This is a genomic window from Paracoccus sp. DMF-8 (assembly GCF_029309835.1).
Taxonomy (GTDB): Bacteria; Pseudomonadota; Alphaproteobacteria; order Rhodobacterales; family Rhodobacteraceae; genus Paracoccus.
The window spans coordinates 781,307-798,819 of sequence record NZ_JARJHL010000010.1 but is presented as its reverse complement, the minus strand read 5'-3'; the positions used below and the strand labels follow the sequence as shown (position 1 = coordinate 798,819).

Below are 17,513 nucleotides of genomic sequence, written 5' to 3'. Positions count from 1 at the left end.
CGAGCACCTCTGCCCTTTCGTGCTCATTTGGGTCATACTGCCGCCTGATAAGGATCCGCCCAGCCATGACACAACCTCGGCCTGCCGAACGTGAGACCTTGCCGTCCTACCTGTCGCGACTGGCGGCCTCGAAGGGTGTCGCAACTCCGGAATTCGCATACGATCTCAAAGGAAGCTTCAACCGCTTCCTGAACTGCGATCCTGAAATGATTGAAGCATTGTCCGTCTGGGCGCGACTTACGCCTCACGACACAGGAGAGCTTTTGTCCTGGACGGGCGTCCGCGCAGGAAATGTTCGGTTGGACTATCGTGGCGACACGGTCATCTCGCGCGCGCTGCGCAATCCGATTGTCCGCGGCTGTCCTACTTGCCTGCGCGAGGATGCCACCCGAGCCCCGTCCGAGCCGACCAGCGCCATGGTCATGCGGGGCGACTGGCAACTTCGCGAGGTCTCGATATGTCTACGCCACCACATGCTGCTTGTGCCCTTATGGACTGAGGATCGACCCGAGGGCCGGTTTGACATGCAGTTTCAGCTGAGCCTGATTTTGGATCGGATCATGTCGGGTCAGCTTGACGGGGCAGGCGTCGAACCCTCCAGCTTCGATCTATGGTTGGATGATCGTCTTTCTAGGCGACCAGATCAAACATGGCTTGCCCCGCACAGCACCTCCGCAACCGCAGCGTTTTGTCGGATGTTCGGAGCGGGGCTGATCCCGGAAAAAGAGAATCCCATTGCCCATCAGCACGCGGCATGCGCGGCCGGTTATGATGTCGTCAAGCAAGGGCCGGACGCGATCAAGGCCAGGCTGACCAAGATGTCCTTCGAAGGCGACGGCGTGGCCGATGGCGTCCGACAGGTTTACCATCGAATGCTTACGTCGCTGGGCTCCCATCTCCGTGACGAACCAGCCTTCGATGTGTTTCGGGAAATACTGCGGGACGCGGTTCTTGACCTCTGGCCCTTGGGCGCCGGAGAAAGTGTCTTTGGCCACGTCCTACCCGAGCGGCGTATTCATTCGGTCGTCACGGCCGCAAGCGAGTTGAGCATAAATCCTGGCCGTTTGCGACCTTTGCTGGTCGAGGCAGGGGCCATCGCCGCCGATGATCACCGCCCCCATGCCCGTGTGATATTCGATGCCCGCAGATTTGTGCCGCTGCTGGCGAGCATCTCGGAGTTCGTTCCGGATGGGGCGATGCGCAAAACGCTTGGGGCGACTGAAACCGAGATGATGGCGCTGGAGCAGGCCGGAATCCTGATCCCCCGCACAGCCCTGACGGTTGCACGGTTGCGCTGGCATCCGAAGGATGCAGAGGCGCTGATTGATGAGCTGAAAGGCTACGCGCTGCCCTGCGATCCTACTGATGCGAAGGGATGGGTCACCATTCAGGTTGCTCAGGCCCGCACTGGCGTCAGCGTCAAACGAATATTTTCTGGTCTGCGTGATGGGGCCCTTCGTCTGTGGCAGCAATCTCCGACCGCGGGTTATCATGGGTTTCGGGTCGACCTTGCTGATATTGTTGCCATGGATGACGCATCATCTGCGCAATCTGACCATACTTTATCTTTGTCCGAATTCGGTCGTGGGATCGGCATACGCGATGCTGCGCAGCTTCTGGCCTTGGTCGAAGCCGGTGATCTGCTCGCGCAAGAAATCATCCACCCTGTCACACGGCGGCGAATGTGGACCGTGTCGGAATCATCTATTGCCGCGTTCCGCGCCCGCTTTCTGAACCTGACCATGATCGAACAAGAGTTCGGGCTGCAGCGAAATGTCTCGCGCAGCATCCTGAAGCAGAGGGCGATTCAGCCGCATCTGGCCGGCAAAGGAAATTTTGGCACCCTTTATCTTCGGGTCGAGGTGGAGCGAGCACTCCAGAGTGCGGGTCATAAAAAGACCTGATTCTGCCAACAAATCCACAAATGCGTCCCTCTGCCAGAAGAATCTTCTTGACAGGGGGTGGGCAAAACTACCCCCGGAATGGGCAAACTTTTGCCCCATCGACACTTTGGCGAATGGTGACCCCGACAGGATTTGAACCTGTAACCTGCCCCTTAGGAGGGGGCTGCTCTATCCAGTTGAGCCACGGGGCCATCGAAGCCTCTTTTGCCCGCAGATCGCGGAAATGGCAAGGTTGCCGTCACGCGCTGGACGCGATAACGGTAACATGATTGCGTTCCGGTAGTTGCCATGAATACGAAAAGACCCCGCCGCCCGCTGACCCTGCGTGACGTCTCGGAAGCCTCGGGCGTGTCCGAAATGACGGTCAGCCGCGTGCTGCGCAACCGGGGCGATGTCTCGGCCGCGACGCGCGAAAAGGTGCTGACCGCCGCCCGCACCCTGGGCTATGTCCCCAACAAGATCGCCGGCGGGCTGGCCAGCCAGCGCGTGAACCTGGTCGCGGTGGTGATCCCCTCGCTGTCGAACATGGTGTTTCCCGACGTGCTGGGCGGGATCTCGGCCGAACTCGACGATACCGGGCTGCAGCCGGTGGTGGGGGTGACAAACTACAGCCCCTCGCGCGAGGATTCGGTGCTGTATGACATGCTGAGCTGGCGGCCCTCGGGGGTGATCCTCGCCGGGCTCGAGCACAGCAAGGCGGCGCGGGCGATGCTCGACAATGCCGGCCTGCCGGTGGTCGAGATCATGGATATCGACGGCGACCCGATCGACACCGCGGTCGGCATCAGCCATCGCCGCGCCGGGGCCGAGATGGCCGAAGAGATCCTGGCAGCGGGCTATCGCCGCATCGGCTTCATCGGCACCCATATGCCCGAGGATCACCGCGCCCGCAAACGCCTGGCCGGCTTTGAGGCCCGGCTGGCCGAGGACGGCCTGCACCTGGCGGCGCGGGAATATTACCAGGGCGGCTCGTCGCTGCACAAGGGCCGCGAGCTGACCGAGCGCATCCTGACACGCGAGCCGGATCTGGATTTCCTCTATTTCTCGAATGACATGATCGGGGCCGGCGGGCTTTTGTGGTGCATCGAAAAGGGCTATGACATCCCCGGAAAGCTGGGGCTTGCCGGCTTCAACGGTGTCGAGCTGTTGGACGGGCTGCCGATGCGGCTGACCACCACCGACGCCCGGCGCATCGACATTGGCCGGCGCGCGGCGCGCATCGTCGCGGGCAAGGAGCCGGCGCCGGAAAACGGCGTCGTCGCGCTGGCCCCGACCATCATGCCGGGCGAGACCATCCGCAAACCGTAAGCGCACCGCCCGCGCGCCGCCTTGCCGGGGTATTTGGAAAACGGTGAAAGCAGGCAGAGGTCCGGCGCCCGCGCGATGGGCTGCGCCTTCACTGTTTCACAAATACCCATGCGACCGCGACGCTTGCGCGGCCCTATGGGTATTTTCGGAGCAAAGAAGCCCGGACCGCTGCGCCCCTCAGTCGAGGCTGGGGAAGAACTTGTCGTCCGGGGACAGGGTAAAGATCTCGGCGCCGTCGGCGGTGACGCCGATCGAATGCTCGAACTGGGCCGAGAGCGACTTGTCGCGGGTGACGGCGGTCCAGTCGTCGGCGAGGATCTTGGTTTCCGGGCGGCCCAGGTTCACCATCGGCTCGATGGTGAAGAACATGCCCTCTTCCAGCACCAGCCCTTTGCCAGGGCGGCCGAAGTGCAGCACGTTCGGCGGCGCGTGGAAGGTGCGGCCAAGGCCGTGGCCGCAGAAATCGCGCACCACCGACATGCGGTTCGCCTCGACATAAGACTGGATCGCCCAGCCGATGTCGCCGAAGGTGGCGCCGGGGCGGACCGCCTCGATGCCCTTCATCAGGCTGTCATGGGTGACCTGGATCAGCCGCTTGGATTTCACGCTGGGCTTGCCCGCCACATACATGCGCGAGCTGTCGCCATACCAGCCGTCCAGGATCACCGTCACGTCGATATTGAGGATGTCGCCCTCGGCCAGGATCTTGTCGCCGGGGATGCCGTGGCAGACGACATGGTTCACGCTGATGCAGCTGGCGTGCTGATAGCCGCGATAGCCGATGGTGGCGCTGACCGTGCCAAGCTCGGTCACGCGGTTGCGGATGAAATCGTCCAGCGCCCCGGTGGTGGCGCCGGGCTGGACCAGCGGCCCGACCTCGTCGAGGATCTGCGCCGCGATCCGGCCGGCCGCGCGCATTCCGGCGAAATCCCCGGCGTCGTGGATGCGGATTCCCTCGCGGGTCTGGCGTGCGTCGTTCATGGCGTCCTCGTGTTCTTGCCCCCCACAGATAGTCCGATGCCGCCACTTGTTCCAGCCCCGTGCGCGGACCTATACAGGGGCCGACAGCCGAAACCGCGAGGAGCGCGAGATGCAGTCCGACAATCCCACCGCCGCCATCCTGGTCATCGGGGACGAGATCCTGTCCGGCCGCACCCGCGAGGGCAATGCCCATTACCTGTCGCAGGTGCTCAACAGCATCGGCGTCGACCTGCGCGAGGTGCGGATCGTCGGCGATGACCACGACCAGATCGTGGCCTCGATCCGGGCGCTGGACAAGGCGCTGGGCGGGGCACCGGACATGCTCTTTACCAGTGGCGGCATCGGGCCGACGCATGACGACATCACCGCCGATGCCGTCGCCGATGCCTTTGGCGTCGGCATCGAGATCAACGAAGAGGCGCGCCGCGTCATGGTCGAGCGCTGGGAGGCGCGCGGCGTCGAGGTCACCGGCAACCGGCTGCGCATGGCCCGCATCCCGCTGGGCGCCGAGCTGATCCCGAACGCGCATTCCGCGGCGCCGGGGTTCCACATCGGCAATACCCGGGTCATGGCCGGCGTCCCCGAGGTGTTCCGCGCCATGGTCGAGGCCATTGCCGACCGGCTGCCGACCGGCCGGCCCTCGGTCAGCGAGGCGCTTGAGGTGCTGCGGCCGGAATCCGACGTGGCCGACGGGCTGCGCGAAGTGGCCGAGCGCTTTCCCGACCTGTCGCTGGGCTCCTATCCGTTCCAGCGCGGCCAGCGCTACGGCACCAACCTGGTGATCCGCGGCCTGGACGGCAAGCGCGTCACCGATGCGATGACCGCGCTGCGCGAGATACTGGCGCTGTGATTGCCGATCCCGAGATCGCCCGCGTCTTCGAGACCAGCTGGCCCGCCGCCGACTATGCCGAGGCCGGCGGCTTTCGCGTCGGGCGCGGCCAGGGCGGCGGCGGCCGGGTCAGCTCGGCCCGGGCGCTGGGGCCGGGCTGGGACGGCGGCGCCATCGCCGAGATCGCCGCGATCCAGCGCGGCTGGGACGAGATGCCGATGTTTCGCGTCGCCGACGGCGATGCGGCGCTGGCGCAGGCGCTGGCGGGCGCGGGGTTCCGCCACGGCAGCCCGACCGCGGTCATGGCCGCCGATTGCGCCCTGCTGGCCGCGGCGGCGCGGCCGCGGCTGAGTTCCTTTGACATCTGGCCGCCGCTGGCGATCCAGGCCGATATCTGGTCGGCCGGCCATATCTCGGACAGCCGGCAGGCGGCGATGCGGCGCGTCACCCTGCCGCGCACCGCGCTGCTGGGCCGTGTGCAGGACCGCGCGGCGGGGGCGGCCTTTGTCGCCGCCGACGGGCGGGTGGCGATGATCCATGCCATCGAGGTGGTGCCGGCGCTGCGCCGCCAGTGGCGTCGCCGGCTGGCTGATCGGGCGGGCGGCGGAATGGGCGCAGGCGCAGGGCGCGACCCGGCTGGCGCTGGCGGTCAGCCGCGCCAATACCGACGCGCGGGCGCTCTATGACCGGCTGGGGTTCGCGGAACTGGGCGGCTATGGCTATTGGAGCCGGGACTGAGCCCTAGGCCGGCATCGCGGCGGCAAGCCGGCGCAGCTCTTTCTTGACCAGCTCCAGCTCGGCCCGCATCAGGGTCAGCTCGGCGCGCAGGTCGTCGTCCAGCAATTCGCCGGCCATCAGCGTCAGGCTGCCCAGCCGCTGCGCCCCGGGCTGCGGGGGCTCGCCCTCGGCGCCGCGGTCCTCGACCAGCAGGAAGGTCTGCACCCCGTCCGACAGCCGCTCGGGCGGGATGGCGGCGGCGACGCGCCAGCCGCCGCCCGGCTCTTCGGTGGCATGGGCCTCGGCCAGGCGGTTGCCCATATGGACCAGCACCAGCCGGCCCGGCGCCGCATCGCGGCGCAGCACGCCCTGCCAGATGCCGCTGCGCAGGCCCAGGGATCTGAAATCGCTCATCTTGCTTCCTTGCATCACAGTTCCGCCCGCAGGTGGCGCGACAGGAACAGTTCGCGGATCTGCACCCCGTTCATGCGCGGCGCCTCGAAGATCAGGTCGAGCCAGATCTTTTCCAGCCGCTTCTCGTTCATCTGGGTATAGGCCAGGTCGAATTCGGTGATCTGGTGGCCGGGCTGGCCGGACTGGAAGTCGTGCAGCTGCTGGGTCATTTCCTCGATGTTCGGGCCATGGCCGATATTGAGCCGCGCATAGACGTTGATCGCCCGCTCGGCGAGGATGCCGGTTTCCAGCCGCAGCACATGGCTGCGCGTCAGCCCCGACAGCGCGCTGGTCGGCAGGTCGATCGACAGCGACAGGAAGCTGCCGGAAAAGCCGAACACCTCGAGCCTGATGCCGAAGGGCGACAGGTCGGTGGCGGCGGAATTGCCGATCTGCGCCAGGATCAGCGCCCGCTCGGCGCAATCGTGCCACAGCGCCGCACCCTCGCCCAGCATGCCGCCCGGCTCGGGGCCGGCGACGCCGCGGGGCGAGATCTGCGCCGCCATGAAGGCGGGGCGCCAGCGCCAGTCGGTGCCGCCCGGCAGGTGCAGCGCATCCAGCGCCGCGCGCGAGCGGGCGGCGCGCCGGTCGGCCCGGATCAGGAAGCGGTCGAGGCTGGCGCGCAGCCCCAGCGCCTCGTCGCGCAGCTGGCGCAGCCGGCCCGTCCCCAGCGCCTCGGCCTGGTCGGCCAGCGCCTTCCACTGCCGCAGCGCCCCGGCGCGGGTTTTCCGTTCGATCCATTTGCGAGGACGCATCGCCATGCCGTATCGCCTGCCCCTGTTGCCGTCTTGCGCCCGCTGGCCGCCGCATCTGGATAGGGCGGGACCGCGGCGGGGGCAAGGCCGGGCGCGCCAAACCCGCCCCGCTGCGCGGGTCAGCCGGCCGCCGCGTCCAGTCGCGCCGCCATCACCAGGTCGTTCATGGTCACCCCGCCCGCCGAATGGGTCGAGAAGCTGACGCTGGCAAAGCCCCAGCCAAAGGCGATGTCGGGATGGTGGTTGGCGGCCTCGGCCTGCCAGGCGGCAAGATTGGCCAGCTGCGCCGCCGCCTTGAACGACTTGAAGCGCCATTCGCGCCGGATCGCCCGCCCGTCGGGGCTGAGCACCCAGTCGGGCAGGGCGGCCAGCGCGGCGCGCAGCTCGGCCTCGGGCAGGGCCGGGGCGCCGTCGACGATCCTGCCTTGGCCCAGGTCTGTCGGGGTGGGTCCGGTCATGATGTCCTCCTCACAGGATCGGCGCGGCCAGCGCCAGCAGGTTGTTGCGCAGCCGCCGCGACAGCGACCAGCCGCGGATCTCGTCCAGCGTGATCGGTGTCGACCGCGCGATATAGCTCTGCTGGCGCGCGTCCAGCCTGGCCGTCACCTCGGCGCCGACCAGCAGCATGTTCATCTCATAGTTCAGCTGGAAGCTGCGGCGGTCCATATTGGCGCTGCCGATCATCGCCATCTCGCCATCGGCGGTGATGACCTTGGCATGGACCAGCCCGTCCCGGAACCGCATCAGTTTTACCCCGGCCGAGACCAGCCCGTAATAGAAGCCCTCGGAGGTGGCCTGCACCACCAGCGAGTCGTTGCGCGCCGGCAGGATCATCGTCACGTCCACCCCGCGCCGCGCCGCGGTGCGGATCGCCGAATCGAGCGAGGCGTCGGGGACGTAATAGGGCGTGGTGATGACCAGCCGCTGGCGCGCGGCATAGATCATCGTCGCCATGCAGTCCGACAGCGAGCCTCGGCGGTCGTCCGGCCCGGTCGCCACCACCTGGCCGATGACCCCCGGCGCCAGGACCGGCGGCACCATGCGCAGCATGTCGCCCAGGTCCTCGCCGGTATAGCTCATCCAGTCCTGCAGAAAGACCGCCTGCATCTGCCGCACCACCGGCCCCTCGAAGCGCAGGAACACGTCGATCCAGGGCGCGAATCGCGGCTTGACGGCAAAGGCCTTGTCCGAGCAGTTGCGGCTGCCGGTAAAGCCCAGCAGGTGGTCGATGACCACGATCTTGCGGTGGTTGCGCAGGTCCATGCGCTGGAACAGCGCGCCAAGCAGCGGCAGGCCCATCGGCAGCGCCTCGACGCATTCGCAGCCGGCGCGCCGCATCGCCGCCCAGGTCTCGGAGCGGCCGAAGCCGCGCGAGCCGAAGGCGTCGATCACCGCGCGCACCTTGACGCCGCGCCCGGCGGCGCGGATTGCCGCCTCGGCCACCGCCCGGCCCGAGGCATCGTCGAGCCAGATATAGAACAGCATGTGCAGATGTTCGCGCGCGTCGTCGATGGCCGCGACCAGGTCGGCGATGGCGCTGTCGTCCTCGGCCAGCAGGGTGGCGCGGTTGCCGGCCACGGCGCCAAAGCCGGTGGTGGCGCGATTCGCCGCGATCACCGGCGCGGCCAGCTCGGGCAGGCGGCGCACCGCCTCGGGGCTGGGCGTCCACAGGCCCGAGAGCCGGGCGCGGACGCTGGCCATGGTCTCGACCTCGGCGCCGCGCATGCGGATCTCGCCGAACAGCACATAGGCGATGATGCCGACCAGCGGCACCAGCTCGATCACCAGGATCCAGGACAGCCGCACCGTCGGCCTCAAGCCGGGGGCGCAGCAGCACCCGCACCGACACCGCCAGCGCGACTGCATAATGAAGAAAAACGGCGAACTGCGTCCACATGACGCGCATGAAACCCCGGGTCGCGCGGAATTGCAATTCCGCCCGGTTTTGCCTAAGTCACCCCCAGACCGCAGCACCAAGGGGGCCGCCGATGAACTGGATCACCAATTATGTGCGTCCGCGCATCAATTCGCTGTTCTCGCGCCGCGAAGTGCCCGAGAATCTTTGGACCAAATGCCCGGAATGCGGCACCATGCTGTTTCACCGCGAGCTGGCCGACAACCTGAACGTCTGCAGCAATTGCGACCACCACTTGGCGATCAGCCCGCGCGCCCGCTTTGCGGCGCTGTTCGACGGCGGCGTCTTCAACGAGGTCAAGGTCCCCGAGCCGATCGCCGACCCGCTGCAGTTCCGCGACCAGAAGAAATACCCCGAGCGCATGAAGGCCGCGCAGAAATCCACCGCCGAGAAAGAGGCGATGCTGGTCGCCGAGGGCGAGATGGGCCGCACCCCGATCGTCGCCGCCGCGCAGGACTTTTCCTTCATGGGCGGCTCGATGGGCATGTATGTCGGCAATGCCATCATCGCCGCCGCCGAACGCGCGGTAAAGCTGAAGCGGCCCTCGGTGCTGTTCTCGGCCGCCGGCGGGGCGCGGATGCAAGAGGGCATCCTGTCCCTGATGCAGATGCCGCGCACCACCGTCGCGGTCGAGATGCTGAAAGAGGCGCGGCTGCCCTATATCGTGGTGCTGACCCATCCGACGACCGGCGGCGTCACGGCGAGCTACGCCATGCTGGGCGACATCCAGATCGCCGAGCCGAACGCGCTGATCTGCTTTGCCGGGCCGCGGGTGATCGAGCAGACCATCCGCGAAAAGCTGCCCGAGGGTTTCCAGCGCGCCGAATACCTGCTGGAACACGGCATGCTGGACCGGGTCACGCATCGCAAGAAGCTGCGCGAAGAGCTGGTCTCGATCCTGCGCATGCTCGGCGGCCTGCCGGCGCCGGTGGCGGGCGACCTGCCCGCGCCGGGCAGCATCGCCACCGCCCGTGCCGACCGGCCCGCCGCCGACGCCACCCCGGCCTGAACGCATGAGCGGGTCCGACGCCATCCTCGCGCGGCTGATGCAGCTGCACCCCAAGGTCATCGACCTGTCGCTGGACCGGATGCAGCGCACCTCGGCGGCGCTGGGCAACCCCGAGCGCCGGATCCCGCCCGCGATCCACATCGCCGGCACCAATGGCAAGGGCTCGACCCAGGCGATGATCCGGGCCGGGCTGGAATCGGCCGGGCTGCGGGTCCACGCCTATACCTCGCCGCATCTGGCGCAGTTCCACGAGCGCATCCGCCTGGCCGGCGAGCTGATCGCCGAGGCCGATCTGGCCGCCGCGCTGGAAGAATGCGAGGCCGCGAACGCCGGCGCGCCGATCACCTTCTTCGAGATCACCACGGCGGCGGCCTTCCTCGCCTTCTCGCGCACGCCTGCCGACTATACGCTGCTGGAGGTGGGTCTTGGCGGCCGGCTGGACGCGACCAATGTGATCGACAGCCCGGCCCTGACCGTGATCACGCCGATCAGCATCGACTACACCCAATATCTGGGCGACACGCTGGAGCTGATCGCCGCCGAAAAGGCCGGCATCCTGAAACGCCGGGTGCCCTGCGTGGTCGCGCCGCAAGAGCCTGCCGCCCGCGCGGTGATCGAGGCCAGGGCCGAGCGGCTGTTCGCGCCGCTGCGCATCGCCCGCCAGGACTGGGACAGCCGGCGCGAGGGCGACGCGCTGATCTATCAGGACGACCACGGGCTGATGGACTCGCCGCTGCCGGTGCTGCCGGGACCGCACCAGATCCAGAACGCCGGCACCGCCATCGCGGCGCTGCGCGAGCTGGGCTTTGGCCGCATCGAGGCCCGCGCCGCGGTGACCGAGGCCGAATGGCCGGCCCGCATGCAGCGCCTCGCCCGCGGCCTGCTGGTCGAGGCGGCCGGGGCCTGCGAATTGTGGCTGGACGGCGGCCACAACCTGGCCGGCGGCGAGGCGGTGGCGGCGACGCTTGCGGCCATGGCCAGGAAGCCCACGCATCTGGTCTGCGGCATGCTGAACACCAAGGATGTCGCGGGCTACATGCGCCCGCTGTCCGGCGTCGCGCAAAGCCTGACCGCGGTGGCGATCCCGGGCGAGCCGAACACCCTGCCGGCCGAGGAAACCGCCGCGGCGGCGCAAGCCGTCGGCCTGCCCGCCGGCACCGCCCCCGACGCGCTGGCGGCGGTGCGCGCCCTGGCCGCCGCGCATCCCGGCGCCCGGATCCTGGTCTGCGGCTCGCTCTATCTCGCGGGGCAGGTGCTGCGCGAGAACGGTTGAGGCGGAAGGGGGGCGTTGCCCCTCGGCCTGCGGCCTTCCCCCGGGGTATTTTCGGAACAAAGAAGGGCGCGGGTTGGCGGTGGGGGCGGCGCAGCGAGGCTGGCGCCGCGCCTTCGGTGCGGGTCAGAAGGATTTCGTCAGCGCCAGCGAGACGGTGCGCGGTTGGCCGAAGAACATGTTGGGCCAACCCATGTCCACGCCCGTCAGGTAGCTGCGGTCCAGAAGGTTGTCGACATTGACCTGCACTGCCGTCTGGTCGTCCAGGTCATAGCGGCCCATCAGGTCCAGCACCGCATAGCCGCCCTGGGCTGCCCGGTAGCGCGTCCCGTCGACCGAGGTGCTGTCATACTGGATGCCGCTTTGCGCGCGCAGCGCGCCGCCCAGCGTCAGCCCCTGCAAGCTGCCGCCGAACGCATAGCTGGCGTTCAGCTTGGCCAGGTGGCGCGGCGCGGAATAGGGGTTGTAGCGCTGACCCCGGCTTGGTCCCGCGTCATAGGCCGAATCGGCATAGGTATAGCCCAGCGTCAGGTTCCAGCCTGCCGCGGGCGAGCCGCTGACCTCGACATCCACGCCCCGCGTCCTGACCGTCTCGGCGGCGCTGTAGCAGCCATCGGCGGGCCGGACGCATTGGCTGGAATCGGCGACGCGCTGCGGCAGCCCGTCCAGTGTGGTGTCAAACAGTGCGACCGACGCCAGCATGCCGCCGTCTTGCAGGCTGGCCTTGGCGCCGATCTCGGTGTTGGTGCCGGTCGCGGGGTCCAGTTGCCGGCCGGTGGCGTCGCGCTCGGACAGCGGGCGGAAGACGCCGGTGTGGCTGGCATAGAGGGTCCAGTCCGGGGTCAGGTCATAGACCAGCCCCAGATAGGGGATGCGCTCGGCATGGACCGCAAAGCTGCTGCTCGATGGCGCGCCCAGGGTCGGATTGCCCCATGACTGGCGCGTGTCATACCAGGCCAGCCGTCCGCCCGCGACCAGATGCAGCGCAGGGTTCAGCTCGAACCGACCCGAGGCGAACAAGCCGCGCTGCGTGGTGCGGGTGTCCGCCTGCCAGGTCACCGGGCCGCCAAGATCGGGGCGACCGTCGGCCCAGGTGAAGGGCCGCGACGGATCGGCGATGTCCAGCGCGTAATCGCCCGAGCCCTTCTGCTGGTATTTCACCCGCCGCCAGTCGGCGCCGAAGGCAAGCTGGTGGCTGCGGCCAAAGGCTTCGACCTCGCCCTGAAGCACGGCCTTGGCGATGGCGCTTTTCTCGAACTGGCGGGCCAGATAGCCGTGGTGGACAAGCTGGTCGGGCGTGCTCCAGGTGGCATAGCCCGCGATGCGGTCGCCGTCGGCATCCGCGAGCCGCCCGGTCAGCTTCAGCGTCCAGCCGTTCTGGAAGCCATGCGTCAGGTCGGCATAGGCCACCGTTTCCTGCCGGCTCAGCGATTCCCACGCCGCCGCCGGGTTGTCGCGCGGGCCGAAGCCATAGCGGCTGCCGTCCGGCGCCAGCCAGAAGCCGCCCCGTGCATAGCCGTCGATCAGGTCGTCCTGATAGCTGAGCCCAAGGCCCAGCGTGGTGTCGGGGCCAAGGTCGATGTCCAGCGCGCCATAGACCAGCCCGGTCTTGTGGCCCTGCGCCTCGCGCCAGGTGTCGCCCGCCACGCCGTAAGCCAGCAGCCGCCCGCGCAGGCTGCCGTCGCCGTTCAGCGGCCGCGAGGCGTCCAGCGTCAGGCTGGCCCTGCCATAGTCGCTGGCCGCAGCCTCGATGCTGGTGCGGGGCGTATCGAGTGGACGCTTGCGCACCAGGTTGACAGAGGCCGATGGCTCGCCCGCGCCGTCCATCAGCCCGGTCGCGCCGCGCACCACCTCGACCCGGTCATAGATCACCATGTCGTCGGGGCTGTTTTCCTGGCTTTCCGCTTCCAGCGTCGCGCCGTCGTACTGGATGTTCGAGACCTTGCTGCCGCGCGCATAGAAATTCCAGCGCGCATCGCCGTAAAGCGTGACCGCGTTCACGCCCGGCGTCTGGTTGATGGTATCCTTGAGGTTCAGCGCGCCGCTGTCCCTGATCTGCTGGTTCGTGGCGACGCTCAGCGATTGCGGGGTTTCGCGCGGGGTCAGCGCCAGGCCGGTGGCGGTGGCGGTGGGCGCGTCGAAGCCGTAAAGCCCGCTGCCCTCGGTCTGGCCGTTGCCGGCCTGCAGGGTCACCTGGTCCAGCACCACGGTGCCGGTCGGGGCGCTGCCCGGCGAGGCCGCGGCGGCCGGCGCCCAGATCCTGACCTCGGCGGCGCCGGCAAAGGCGTAGCGCAGCCCGGTGCCCGCCAGCGCCTGCGCCACCGCCTGCGCCGGGGCCAGCGTGCCCTGCACCCCGGCGCTGCGCCGGCCGGCGGTCAGGCTGCTGTCATAGGCGAAATGCAGCCCGGCCTGCCGGCCCACCGCCAGCAGCACGGTTTCCAGCGGGCCCGCCGGCACGTTCAGCGCCGCCGTCCGCGTCGTGCCCGCCTGCGCCCAGGCCGGTGCGGCCATGGCCGGAGCCAGCAGCGGCCCGGCCAGTGCCGCGCCCAGCAGCAGGATTTTCTTCCGTCGTCCCGTCATATGCTTGTCCCTTGTCCCGACGGGGCTTGCCGCCCCCTGGACAGGAAGAGTGCCGGCGCGGCTGCCTCCTGACGTCGGCGGCGAAATTTTTATCGCAGCACCACCAGGCCGGGCAGGCGGGTCAGGCGCAGGCCCATGCTGGCGGCCAGCAGCTCCAGCGCGTGATCGGCATCCGTCACGTCGAACAGGCCCGAGACCGGCCGCCGCCCGGCCTGCCGGTCCAGCAGCAGCACCCGGCCGGGATGATAGCGCGCCAGCTCGCGCACCACCTGCGCCAAGGGCCGCCCCGAGACCACCATCTGCCCCTCGCGCCAGGCCAGGGCGTCGGGATCGGCGGGCGCCTCATGCAGCCCGTCCGGCCCCAGCGCCGCGCTGTCGCCGGCCTGCAGCAGCAGCGCGCCCTGGGGCGTGCGGGCCTCGACCCGGCCCCGGGTCACGGTGACGCCCTCGGCGCTGGTGGCATAGCGGGTGCCAAGCGCGCGGGCGGTGATCGGGCCGGCGGTGACGGTAAAGGGATGCGCCGGATCGGGGCGCACCTCGGCAAAGACCGTGCCGCGCAGCACATGCACATTGCGCCGGCCGCCATCGAAATCCAGCGCCACCGCGCTGCCGCTGTCGAGGTCCAGCCGGCTGCCGTCGGGCAGCGCCAGGTGCAGGATCTGGCCGGTGGGGGCGATGGCATCGGCGCGCAGGTGCAGCCACAGGCGCGGCCCGGCCAGCACCAGCCCGGCGCAGAGCAGCAGCGCCGCCGCCTTGGCGGCGCGGCGCGCGGCGCGGCGGCTCGGGGATGGCGGCCATGCGCGACCACAGATCCTGGAACGCGGCATAGGCGCGCTGGTGGTCGGGATCGGCGGCGCACCAGCGCGCGCAGGCCGCCCGGTCAGCCGGGGTGGCATCCGAGGATTGCAGCCGCGCCACCCACAGCGCCGCCTGTTCCTCGACCGTCACGGCGCGCCTCCGCCGCGCCGCGCCTCGGCGCAACCGATCAGCGCCCGCATGATGTGCTTTTCGACCATATTGCGCGAGATGCCGAGTTGCGCCGCGATCTCGCCATTCGGCAGCCCGTGCAGGCGGCTGAGGATAAAGACCTGCTGGCAGCGGCGCGGCAGGCGCCGGATCGCCCGCGCCAGCAGCGCCAGCTCTTGCCGGGCGGCCAGCAGCCGCTCGACGCCGGGGTCGGGGCAGGCGGCGGCCTCGGGGTCGGCGTCGGTGAACAACGCCCGGTCGCGGGCGGCGCGGCGGTCGATGGCGATGGCGACCGAGCGGGCGACCGCGAACAGATAGGCTTGGGGATTGGCGATGGCCTCGGGGCGGGGGGCGCCCATCAGGCGCAGAAAGGTTTCCTGCGTGGCATCGGCGGCATCCTGGGGCGAGCGCAGGGTGGCGCGAAAGAACCGCAGCAGGCGCGAGCCTTCGCTGGCGTGCAGCCGGCCGACCAGATCATGCGCGCCGGACATGGCGGCGGGTCTCAGGAGCGGCGGGCGCGGCTGGTCGCGCCGAAGAAGCAGCGGTCGGGCATGGTTCAGCTCCCTGCATCGGAAACCCAGGCTGGCGCGGCGCCTTGCACCCGCTGGCAGAGCGTGATGCCTGCCGCATTAGCGAGCCCCGGCGGCTGCGGCAAGCGTCTTGCGCGGCGAGGGCTGTGATGGGTTGCGCGTCCGCGACCGAAAGGCGGTGCCCGGGACATGTCGCCCGCGCGGGTGTCGCGATGCTGCGGCGGAAATCGTCCCGTGCGGAAGCCGACCCAAAGCGGCGCGGCTGACAGAAAAGCATGTATTTTCAAAGGGAGATGAAATGGTGCCCGGAGACGGATTTGAACCGCCGACACGCGGATTTTCAATCCGCTGCTCTACCAACTGAGCTATCCGGGCGCCGGCGCGTCTTGCTGCGGGCTGGCGCGTAGTTAGGCCAGGCTCGCCGCGCTGTCCAGAGTGAAATGTGAAATTTTCACTCCTCCTCGTCGCTTTGCGGCAGCGGCGGGCCGGGGATGCGGTAATCGCCGCGAAACCACCGCGCCAGATCGACATCGGCGCAGCGCCGCGAACAGAACGGCCGGTAACGCTCGGCAGACCGGCTTGCCGCAGATCGGGCATTTCATGCGCGGCGACGTCCGTGCTCGACCAGGCGTGAAAGCGGCAGGCGGTCGCGCTTGCGGCTGATCTCGTAAAGCCCCATCGCCGTCCAGCCGATCAGCACCGTCTCGGCCGATTCGGCGCGGAAGGCGGCGCGCAGCACCTGATCCAGCGTGCCGCGGTCGCGCTTGGGGCAGGGCGCGAAGTCCACGACGATCTGACCGCCCAGGCCGCGCAGTCGCAATTGCCGCGGCAGGGCGCGGGCCAGCGCGATATTCGCCTTGAGCCCGGCTGCGGGCGAGTGGTCGCTGCCGGTATTGACGTCGATGGCGACCAAGGCCCGCAGCGCCTCGATCTCGGCCCAGGCGCCGCCGCCCAAGTCGAGGCGGGGTCGCAGCAGTTGCCGCACGGCATCGGCCGCGCCGGTCGATCCTCGAATGCGTCCTCGCCCTCGGCAATGCTGTCGGGGGCGGGATCGGCCCAGTCCTGCCAGGCCTGTTCGGCCGGCTCGGGGGCGTCCAGCAGCAGCTCGGGCGCACCGTCGCGATCGGCGGCGATCGGCGCGGGCCAGGGCCAACAATTCCTGAAGCTCGGCGGCGATCTCGTCCTCGGGGGTTTCGGCAGCGATGCTGCGGAAGACCAGGCCCGGCGGCTCGTCCAGCCCGGCCAGCGCGGCCTCGCCAAGCTGGACCAGCGCTTCGCGCAGGGCACCGTCGCGGATCCGGCGCGACACGTTCACGCCGGGCGCGCCGGGGGTGACGATCAGCGTGCGGCCGCGGAAATTCAGCCGCGACGAGACCGGGATGGCCTTGCCTTCTTCGGCGCTGCCGCTGACCTGGACGACCAGCGACTGCCCCTCGCGCAGGCCGCCGCGGTCGCGCAGATAGCCGCGCGCGCCCGCGGGCAGGCGCAGGAAGACGCCGCCCTGGCCCTTGACCAGCCGGTCGACGCGGGCCCGGCAGATTGCGCCGGGCACCAGCGGCGTGGCGCCGGCGGGGTCGAGGATCAGATCCTCGAGCTGGCCGTCGAGCATCAGCGCGGCGGCGTTGCGACCAAAGACCTGGCCAAGGACGATCTGGCGACCCTTCATTCCGTGCGTTCCCGAATTCCGATTGCGGCGAGCAGCGTGGCGGTTTCGGCCAGCGGCAGGCCGACCACCGCGCTGTAGGAGCCCTGCATCCAGACCACGAAGGCCGAGGCCCGGCCCTGGATCGCATAGCCGCCGGCCTTGCCTTGCCATTCGCCCGAGGCGAGATAGGCGTCGATCTGGCCCGCGGTCAGCGGGCGGAAGCGCACGGTGGTCTCGACCAGCCGTTCGCGCAGCCGGCCGGCGCAGGCCAGGGCGACCGAGGTCAGCACGCGGTGGCGCCGACCTGACAGAAGCTCAAGGAAGCGGCGCGCCTCGGCGGCATCGGCGGGCTTGCCCAGGATGCGGCGTCCGGCGACGACGGCCGTGTCGGCGCAAAGCAGGGCGGCATGCGGGCTGAGGGCCTCGCCGGCCATTGCCTTTTCGCGGGCCATGCGCTGGACATAGTCGCGCGGCGCCTCGCCTCGCCTCGGGGTTTCGTCGATCTCGGTTGGAAGGACGCGGTCCGGGACGATGCCGATCTGCCGCAGCAGTTCGAGCCGGCGCGGGCTGGCCGAGCCAAGGACCAGTTCAGGCAAGCGCGAGGACGCGCCGGGGGCGGGGGGCAGGTCCGGGGCCGTCATGCCGGCCACG

At 69.3% G+C, this 17,513-nt stretch carries 16 protein-coding genes, 2 tRNA genes and 2 pseudogenes; 6 read left to right on the top strand and 14 right to left on the bottom strand.

The window, feature by feature from the left end:
* Positions 1 to 65 precede the first annotated feature (65 nt).
* Entirely contained in the window at positions 66 to 1,904 is a 1,839-nt protein-coding gene (locus tag PE067_RS11300) for a TniQ family protein (RefSeq protein ID WP_276189455.1), read from the top strand.
* A 114-nt stretch (positions 1,905 to 2,018) separates the two neighbouring features.
* On the opposite strand, the gene PE067_RS11295 is transcribed toward PE067_RS11300, so the two are convergent.
* Positions 2,019 to 2,095 (bottom strand) — tRNA-Arg (locus tag PE067_RS11295).
* Positions 2,096 to 2,192: 97 nt separating this feature from the next.
* Here PE067_RS11295 and PE067_RS11290 point away from each other — a divergent pair.
* Positions 2,193 to 3,212: a LacI family DNA-binding transcriptional regulator gene (locus PE067_RS11290; protein ID WP_276189454.1), complete on the top strand. Its 1,020-nt coding sequence runs from the start codon at positions 2,193 to 2,195 to the stop codon at positions 3,210 to 3,212.
* Positions 3,213 to 3,389: 177 nt separating this feature from the next.
* On the opposite strand, the gene map is transcribed toward PE067_RS11290, so the two are convergent.
* A complete protein-coding gene (map, locus tag PE067_RS11285; RefSeq protein WP_276189453.1) occupies positions 3,390 to 4,193 on the bottom strand; it encodes a type I methionyl aminopeptidase in 804 nt (267 codons plus the stop codon).
* 109 nt (positions 4,194 to 4,302) lie between these two features.
* On the opposite strand from map, the gene PE067_RS11280 reads away from it, so the two are divergent.
* Positions 4,303 to 5,043, top strand: a complete 741-nt coding sequence (locus PE067_RS11280; protein ID WP_276189452.1) for a molybdopterin-binding protein — start codon at positions 4,303 to 4,305, stop codon at positions 5,041 to 5,043.
* 52 nt (positions 5,044 to 5,095) lie between these two features.
* Here PE067_RS11280 and PE067_RS11275 read toward each other — a convergent pair whose 3' ends face one another.
* Positions 5,096 to 5,566, bottom strand: coding sequence for a hypothetical protein (locus PE067_RS11275; RefSeq protein WP_276189451.1), 471 nt, complete (start codon positions 5,564 to 5,566; stop codon positions 5,096 to 5,098).
* On the opposite strand from PE067_RS11275, the gene PE067_RS11270 reads away from it, so the two are divergent.
* Positions 5,560 to 5,760, top strand: a complete 201-nt coding sequence (locus PE067_RS11270) for a GNAT family N-acetyltransferase (protein ID WP_276189450.1) — start codon at positions 5,560 to 5,562, stop codon at positions 5,758 to 5,760. The genes PE067_RS11275 and PE067_RS11270 overlap by 7 nt on opposite strands.
* A gap of 3 nt (positions 5,761 to 5,763) precedes the next feature.
* Here the strand turns inward: PE067_RS11270 and PE067_RS11265 are convergent, their stop codons facing one another.
* The 4 genes from PE067_RS11265 to cls all read right to left on the bottom strand — a co-directional run bounded on the left by PE067_RS11265 (position 5,764) and on the right by cls (position 8,753).
* On the bottom strand, positions 5,764 to 6,153 hold the full coding sequence (locus PE067_RS11265; RefSeq protein WP_276189449.1) for a hypothetical protein: 390 nt from the start codon (positions 6,151 to 6,153) through the stop codon (positions 5,764 to 5,766).
* A 14-nt stretch (positions 6,154 to 6,167) separates the two neighbouring features.
* Positions 6,168 to 6,953 (bottom strand): DUF6478 family protein, encoded by a 786-nt coding sequence (locus PE067_RS11260; RefSeq protein ID WP_276189448.1) that lies wholly within the window; start codon positions 6,951 to 6,953, stop codon positions 6,168 to 6,170.
* 113 nt (positions 6,954 to 7,066) lie between these two features.
* On the bottom strand, positions 7,067 to 7,405 hold the full coding sequence (locus tag PE067_RS11255; protein WP_276189447.1) for a 4a-hydroxytetrahydrobiopterin dehydratase: 339 nt from the start codon (positions 7,403 to 7,405) through the stop codon (positions 7,067 to 7,069).
* Between the two features lie 10 nt (positions 7,406 to 7,415).
* On the bottom strand, positions 7,416 to 8,753 hold the full coding sequence (gene cls / locus PE067_RS11250; RefSeq protein ID WP_276189446.1) for a cardiolipin synthase: 1,338 nt from the start codon (positions 8,751 to 8,753) through the stop codon (positions 7,416 to 7,418).
* A gap of 182 nt (positions 8,754 to 8,935) precedes the next feature.
* On the opposite strand from cls, the gene accD reads away from it, so the two are divergent.
* Together accD and PE067_RS11240 are read left to right on the top strand one after the other, a co-directional pair.
* Positions 8,936 to 9,871, top strand: coding sequence for an acetyl-CoA carboxylase, carboxyltransferase subunit beta (gene accD / locus PE067_RS11245; protein ID WP_276189445.1), 936 nt, complete (start codon positions 8,936 to 8,938; stop codon positions 9,869 to 9,871).
* Positions 9,872 to 9,875: 4 nt separating this feature from the next.
* Positions 9,876 to 11,144 (top strand): bifunctional folylpolyglutamate synthase/dihydrofolate synthase, encoded by a 1,269-nt coding sequence (locus PE067_RS11240; RefSeq protein ID WP_276189444.1) that lies wholly within the window; start codon positions 9,876 to 9,878, stop codon positions 11,142 to 11,144.
* 123 nt (positions 11,145 to 11,267) lie between these two features.
* On the opposite strand, the gene PE067_RS11235 is transcribed toward PE067_RS11240, so the two are convergent.
* The 7 genes and pseudogenes from PE067_RS11235 to PE067_RS11205 form a co-directional block, all read right to left on the bottom strand.
* Positions 11,268 to 13,721, bottom strand: a complete 2,454-nt coding sequence (locus tag PE067_RS11235) for a TonB-dependent siderophore receptor (protein WP_276189443.1) — start codon at positions 13,719 to 13,721, stop codon at positions 11,268 to 11,270.
* 89 nt (positions 13,722 to 13,810) lie between these two features.
* Positions 13,811 to 14,548 carry a FecR domain-containing protein gene (locus tag PE067_RS11230; RefSeq protein WP_276189442.1) on the bottom strand — a complete coding sequence of 246 codons (738 nt, stop codon included), beginning with the start codon at positions 14,546 to 14,548 and terminating at the stop codon, positions 13,811 to 13,813.
* Between the two features lie 117 nt (positions 14,549 to 14,665).
* Positions 14,666 to 15,178 (bottom strand): sigma-70 family RNA polymerase sigma factor, encoded by a 513-nt coding sequence (locus PE067_RS11225; RefSeq protein ID WP_276189441.1) that lies wholly within the window; start codon positions 15,176 to 15,178, stop codon positions 14,666 to 14,668.
* Positions 15,179 to 15,516: 338 nt separating this feature from the next.
* A tRNA-Phe gene (locus PE067_RS11220) sits at positions 15,517 to 15,592 on the bottom strand.
* 76 nt (positions 15,593 to 15,668) lie between these two features.
* A pseudogene (gene yacG, locus PE067_RS11215) lies at positions 15,669 to 15,819 on the bottom strand (DNA gyrase inhibitor YacG).
* Positions 15,816 to 16,883: pseudogene (locus tag PE067_RS11210) on the bottom strand (ribonuclease E/G). Before PE067_RS11210 ends, yacG begins: the two co-directional pseudogenes overlap by 4 nt.
* Positions 16,880 to 17,503 carry a Maf family protein gene (locus tag PE067_RS11205; protein WP_062563788.1) on the bottom strand — a complete coding sequence of 208 codons (624 nt, stop codon included), beginning with the start codon at positions 17,501 to 17,503 and terminating at the stop codon, positions 16,880 to 16,882. Before PE067_RS11205 ends, PE067_RS11210 begins: the two are co-directional and overlap by 4 nt.
* Between the last annotated feature and the right edge of the window lie 10 nt (positions 17,504 to 17,513).

Excerpts from the sequence above, each read along its gene's own strand:
- PE067_RS11300 (WP_276189455.1), top strand. The coding sequence starts at position 66 with ATGACACAACCTCGGCCTGCCGAACGTGAGACCTTGCCGTCCTACCTG.
- PE067_RS11290 (WP_276189454.1), top strand. The coding sequence starts at position 2,193 with ATGAATACGAAAAGACCCCGCCGCCCGCTGACCCTGCGTGACGTCTCG.
- map (WP_276189453.1), bottom strand. The coding sequence starts at position 4,193 with ATGAACGACGCACGCCAGACCCGCGAGGGAATCCGCATCCACGACGCC.
- PE067_RS11280 (WP_276189452.1), top strand. The coding sequence starts at position 4,303 with ATGCAGTCCGACAATCCCACCGCCGCCATCCTGGTCATCGGGGACGAG.
- PE067_RS11270 (WP_276189450.1), top strand. The coding sequence starts at position 5,560 with ATGCCATCGAGGTGGTGCCGGCGCTGCGCCGCCAGTGGCGTCGCCGGC.
- PE067_RS11275 (WP_276189451.1), bottom strand. The coding sequence starts at position 5,566 with ATGGCATGGATCATCGCCACCCGCCCGTCGGCGGCGACAAAGGCCGCC.
- PE067_RS11265 (WP_276189449.1), bottom strand. The coding sequence starts at position 6,153 with ATGAGCGATTTCAGATCCCTGGGCCTGCGCAGCGGCATCTGGCAGGGC.
- PE067_RS11260 (WP_276189448.1), bottom strand. The coding sequence starts at position 6,953 with ATGGCGATGCGTCCTCGCAAATGGATCGAACGGAAAACCCGCGCCGGG.
- PE067_RS11255 (WP_276189447.1), bottom strand. The coding sequence starts at position 7,405 with ATGACCGGACCCACCCCGACAGACCTGGGCCAAGGCAGGATCGTCGAC.
- accD (WP_276189445.1), top strand. The coding sequence starts at position 8,936 with ATGAACTGGATCACCAATTATGTGCGTCCGCGCATCAATTCGCTGTTC.
- PE067_RS11240 (WP_276189444.1), top strand. The coding sequence starts at position 9,876 with ATGAGCGGGTCCGACGCCATCCTCGCGCGGCTGATGCAGCTGCACCCC.
- PE067_RS11235 (WP_276189443.1), bottom strand. The coding sequence starts at position 13,721 with ATGACGGGACGACGGAAGAAAATCCTGCTGCTGGGCGCGGCACTGGCC.
- PE067_RS11230 (WP_276189442.1), bottom strand. The coding sequence starts at position 14,548 with ATGCCGCGTTCCAGGATCTGTGGTCGCGCATGGCCGCCATCCCCGAGC.
- PE067_RS11225 (WP_276189441.1), bottom strand. The coding sequence starts at position 15,178 with ATGTCCGGCGCGCATGATCTGGTCGGCCGGCTGCACGCCAGCGAAGGC.
- PE067_RS11205 (WP_062563788.1), bottom strand. The coding sequence starts at position 17,503 with ATGACGGCCCCGGACCTGCCCCCCGCCCCCGGCGCGTCCTCGCGCTTG.